The organism is Mitsuaria sp. TWR114 (assembly GCF_007997345.1).
This window is the reverse complement of record NZ_VOSR01000735.1, coordinates 1-4,138: the sequence shown is the minus strand read 5'-3', so window position 1 is coordinate 4,138 and position 4,138 is coordinate 1. Positions and strand designations below refer to the sequence as shown.

At 71.5% G+C, this 4,138-nt stretch carries 5 protein-coding genes; 1 reads left to right on the top strand and 4 read right to left on the bottom strand.

Annotated elements, in window-relative coordinates; genetic code table 11:
• Positions 1 to 472 precede the first annotated feature (472 nt).
• The gene (locus FUT87_RS23365) at positions 473 to 850 is read left to right on the top strand and encodes a response regulator (protein ID WP_175538417.1); all 378 of its coding nucleotides are present in this window, start codon (positions 473 to 475) and stop codon (positions 848 to 850) included.
• 102 nt (positions 851 to 952) lie between these two features.
• Here the strand turns inward: FUT87_RS23365 and FUT87_RS23360 are convergent, their stop codons facing one another.
• The 4 genes from FUT87_RS23360 to FUT87_RS31065 form a co-directional block, all read right to left on the bottom strand.
• Positions 953 to 1,372, bottom strand: a complete 420-nt coding sequence (locus tag FUT87_RS23360; RefSeq protein WP_091730363.1) for an SWIB/MDM2 domain-containing protein — start codon at positions 1,370 to 1,372, stop codon at positions 953 to 955.
• A 296-nt stretch (positions 1,373 to 1,668) separates the two neighbouring features.
• A complete protein-coding gene (locus tag FUT87_RS23355) occupies positions 1,669 to 3,132 on the bottom strand; it encodes a sulfite reductase subunit alpha (protein WP_147242554.1) in 1,464 nt (487 codons plus the stop codon).
• Complete coding sequence (locus tag FUT87_RS31070; RefSeq protein WP_255511988.1) at positions 3,132 to 3,701, bottom strand: FAD:protein FMN transferase; 570 nt, start codon at positions 3,699 to 3,701, stop codon at positions 3,132 to 3,134. The genes FUT87_RS23355 and FUT87_RS31070 overlap by 1 nt, the downstream gene beginning before the upstream one ends.
• Positions 3,671 to 4,138 (bottom strand): FAD:protein FMN transferase (locus tag FUT87_RS31065; protein ID WP_255511987.1); only part of this gene is annotated, 468 nt, incomplete at its 5' end. The genes FUT87_RS31070 and FUT87_RS31065, both read right to left, overlap by 31 nt.

Here is a 4,138-nt window from a genome sequence, read left to right as displayed (position 1 = left end):
GGCCATGCGCGCCTTGAGCTTGGCGCGGGTCGCCGGCGGGATGTCCTTGTACCGGTCCACGGCCGCGACGAGGTCGCCCATGAACGGATTGACGCCCGGCTTGTCCCAGGAACAGTTGGGCAGCGTCACGGTGGACGCGGCCAACGCGAATGCGGCCACCAACGACATGACAGTTCTCTTTTCGGCGGCCGCCTCCGCGAGACATCTCGTCGGGGTCAAGCCTTGCCGTTTGTGGCTCCTGTTTCCATCCGTCGCTTTGCATCACCGGATGTGACAGGAGTTGCGGCGAGTGTAGGGAGCGAAGACCCGCCGCATCGGGCCGTCCCCCTCAGCCGGGGGTATGGCCGCGCGTGGTTTTTGTCACGGTGCTCCCGCAGATCGCACGGGCGGTGAAGAAGCGGTGACGGCATGGACAAGACGGGCCGTCCAGCCAATCGCTGGTATCGTGCGTTGTCCCCTGCCTGTCCTCGCCATGTCCTCCCCCACCGCCGCCCGCCACGTCCTCTACGTCGAGGACGACCGCATCAACATCGTGCTGATGGAGGAGGTGTTCCGCCTGATGCCCGGCTGGACGCTGGACGTGGCCGAGACCGGCGCCCAGGCGATGGAGATGCTGCCGCGCGTCATGCCCTCGCTGGTGCTGATGGACATGAACCTGCCGGACATGAATGGCCTGGAACTGATGGCGCTGGTGCGCGCGGATGCACGCCTGGCCCAGCTGCGCTGCATCGCGCTGTCGGCCGACGTGATGGACGACCAGCGCCAGCGCGCTCGCGCCGCGGGCTTCCAGGATTACTGGCTCAAGCCGATCGACGTGCGCCAGCTGCGCGCCGCGCTCGAGCGGCTCTGAGGCGATCGCGCCGCGCCTGCCCACGGACCGGCGCGGACGCAAAAAAGCCCGCGCGAGGCGGGCCTTGTCCTGAACGCGGAAGAGGCCTTGCGGCCTCGGCGCTCAATCCTTCAGGTGGCTGTTGATCAGGCGGGTCATCTCGAACATGTCGGCCTTGGCCTTGCCGAAGATTTCCTTCAGCTTGGCGTCGGCGTTGATGACGCGCTTCTGCGCAGCGTCCTGCAGGTTGTGCTTCTTGATGTATTCCCAGACCTTCTTCACCACGTCGGTGCGCGGCAGCGGCTTGTCGCCGACGATCGCGGCCAGCGCGGGGCTGGGGGTCAGGGCCTTCATGAAGGCGGCGTTGGGGGTGCGCTTCTTGGCGGGAGCGGCAGCCTTCTTCGCGGGAGCTGCCTTCTTCGCGGGCGCGGCCTTCTTCGCAGGTGCCGCCTTCTTCGCGGGCGCGGCGGCCTTCTTCGCCGGTGCCGCCTTCTTGGCCGGTGCCGCCTTCTTGGCGGGCGCGGCCTTCTTCGCAGTTGCCATTTCGATTCTCTCCATCAAGGGTTGTTGATGTGCCGGGCCCTGGTGAAGGTCTGACGCCTTCGGTACTCGTTGGCACCCTGCGCGGGCAATGGTACTGCGCACCTCCTGCATTGAGAAGGCTCTGGCAGGGGGAAAACGGCCTCGAAGTCAACGCCGTCCCCCGTGTTTGTCGCGGGCGCGCATCAATCTCCGCATGTCCGACACGCGCGATGCCTGCGCGCCTACGGGGTTCCCCGTGGTCGCCGTGGTCCGCGCGACGCGCGCCTCACGGCGCCGACAGCACCGGCGCGGACCGCTCAGTACACGTCGCGCCGGTAGCGCCCTTCGCGGATGAGCGCGTCGACATCGGCCTCGCCGAGCGTCTCGCGCAGCACCGCGTCGACGGCGCCGGCCATGCCTTGCAGGCTGCCGCAGACGTAGATCGCCGCGCCGTCCGCGATCCATTCGCGCAGACGCGGCGCCTCGCGAGCGAGCAGGTGCTGCACATGGACGCGCTCCGCCTGGTCGCGCGAGAAGGCCCAGTCCACGCGGGCCAGCACGCCGTCGCGCTGCCAGGCCTCGATCTCGTCGCGGTAATGCGCGTCGTGCGCCGATTGCCGTTCACCAAAGAGCAACCAAGCCCTCACGGCGCCGTTCCCCGTGTTCATGCGGGTTTGCGCGCGGACCTTCAAGTGCGCCCGCAACCCCGCCAGCCCGGTGCCGTTGCCGACGAGGATCAGCGGCCGGTCGGCGTTGGCGCCGATGCGGAAGCTCGCATGCGGCCGCAGTCGCAGCGCGACGCCGCCACCGACGGCCAGGCGCTCCGTCAACCATCCCGACGCCAGGCCCGGCGAGCCGTCCTCGCGCTCGGTGCGACGCACCATCAGCTCGACGCGGCCGTCCGCGGGCAGCGAGGCGATCGTGTACTCGCGCGGTCGCCGCGCGTCGTCGTCGATCGCATCGGCCGACCCGGTCGCATCGGTCGCGCGGACCGCTTCCCCGGCCACGCTCACCTGCACGAGATCGCCAGCCTCCCAGGCGGGCAGCGGCGATCCGTCCGCCGGCACCAGCTCGAGGTGGAACACCGGTCCGCCCTGGCTCCCTGGATTCAGATGGCGGCGCGCCGCCAGCCGCCAGTCGGTGAACACCGGCGCCTCCCACTCGGCCAGGTCGGCGGTGCCGGCCAGGTGGCTCAAGCGCTGCCGCCACTGCGACAGCGCGTGTTCGTCGGCCCGGTCGGCCTCGATGCGATCGAACATCGACCGCGCGCCGCGCTCGCGCAACCAGGCGTCGAGCGCGCGGCCGAAGCCGCAGAAGTGGGTGTAGGTCGCATCGCCCAGCGCGAGCACGCCCACCTGCAACGACGACAGGTCCAGGCCGGTGGCCGCGTCCGAGGACTGTGCCGCCATCAGGTCGCGCGCGAACGGCGCCGCGCTGTCGGGGGCGTCGCCCTCGCCGTAGGTGCTGGCGATGAAGAGCGCATGCCGCGCGCCGCGCAGCGCCTCGCGGTCCACCTCGCCGAGCGCGGCGACGCGCACCGGCATGCCGGCCAGGTGCAGCGCCCTGGCGGTCTGCCAGGCGATCTCCTCGGCCTGGCCGGTCTGGCTCGCATGCAGCACCAGTACCGGCGGGCCGGCATCGGCGGCCGGCAGAAGCGCGGCCGATTCCGCGGCCGCCTGGCGTTGCCGGCGGCGGTGCCGCCACCACACCACGGCGCACATCAGCAGGTAGAGCGCGAGCAGCAGCAGCGCCGCCGCGGGACGGGACAGGATCGCAGTCATCAGAGCATCAGCGCGCGCATCGCCGCGGAGAAGCGCTCCTCGAAACCACCGCCTTCGGCCGGCGGGCGGCGCCGCACGAGCCGCGCGGCCAGGCCGAGCCGGTCGGCCAGCGCGAGGCCCTCGTCGGGCCCGAGCACCATCAGCGCGGTCGACCAGCCATCGGCCGCCATCGCGCTGTCATGCACCACGGTGACCGAGGCCAGGCCGTGTTCGACCGGTCGCCGCGTGCGGGGGTCGATGGTGTGGGACCGCCACTGGCCGGTGGCATCGACGAAGCACTTGCGGTAGTCGCCGGAGGTCGCGACCGACAGGCCGTGGAGCGCGATGCGCAGCGGCGCCAGGGCGCAGTCGGCGGCGGGCGGCTCGAGGTCCACCCACCAGGGTTGCCCGTCGGGCTTCAAGCCGGCGCCCCGCAGCTCCCCGCCGATCTCGACGAGGTGATCGCGCAGCCCGAGCGTGCCCAGCAGCTCCGACACGCGGTCGACGGCGAAACCCTTGGCGATCGCCGACAGATCCAGCGCGACACCGCCGGCCTGCGTCAGCGTGCGACGCGCGCCGTCCCACGGCAGCGCGTCCCAGCCGCAGTGGACGCGGGCGCAATCCTGCGGCGACGGGGCGCTGAAGGCGGGATCGTCATGGCGTGGCGCGAGCGCGTCTCGCCCGACGGACCGAAGCCCCACAACGCCACCAGCGCGCCGGCGCTGGGGTCGTAGGCGCCGCCGCTCGCGGCGGCGATCTTCAGCGCCGCATCGAGCACCGTCGCGAAGTCGTCCGGCAAGGGACACACCGTGCCGGCGGGCGCGCGGTTGAAGCGGCTCAGGTCGGAGGCGGCGTCCCAGCCGCTCATCTGCGCGATGACCTCATCGCAGGCGCGGACGATGGCTGCCTCGATCGCGGCGAGCCGCAGCCCGTCCGGCCCGATGAAGCGCACCGACCAGGTCGTGCCCATCGACTCGCCGTCCAGCGCGTGCGGCACCTGCCCCAGCGCCGGCGGCTCGCCATCGAT